The organism is Ensifer sp. GW823-FHT05D09 (assembly GCF_058795755.1).
On record NZ_JBXAIA010000048.1, the window covers coordinates 1 to 439 of the forward strand.

Consider the following 439-nt stretch of genomic DNA (forward strand, 5'->3'; position numbering starts at 1 on the left):
GAGCACGTCGCCCTTCCTGACATGGGTGCCGTTCTTGACGGGGATGGCCGAGACGATGCCGCCGTCGCGGTGCTGGATCAGCTTGACCTGCTGGGAAACGGCGACCTGGCCCTGGGTGATGACGGCGCCCGACAGCTTCGCCTGGGCGGCCCAGCCGCCGATGCCGAACACCAGCGTTGCGGCAAAGATCGCCGACACAGCGATGCGCGAGGTGATGCCGAACTGCGGTTTCTCGGCCGGCTTGCCGGCAGCTGTGGCGCCGTTGGTTGCGGGGTTGTCCGTGGTGTTCATGGTCTTCTTCTCCCGATAACGCGTGACAATTGAGTTTTGTGGTCGTTCAGACGGTGTCTCTCGGCTGGTCGGCCGGGCTTTCGGTTGCCGCCAGGATAAAATCCTGTTCGGTGAGCTCGTGGCGGCCGGCGATCAGGAATTGCAGATC

The 439-nt window shown here is 64.0% G+C and carries 1 pseudogene; it reads right to left on the reverse strand.

Annotation, left to right across the window (positions count from 1 at the left end):
• Nucleotides 1-291, reverse strand: a pseudogene (locus tag AC1Q80_RS30865) (HlyD family type I secretion periplasmic adaptor subunit); the annotation flags it as partial.
• Nucleotides 292-439 lie beyond the last annotated feature (148 nt).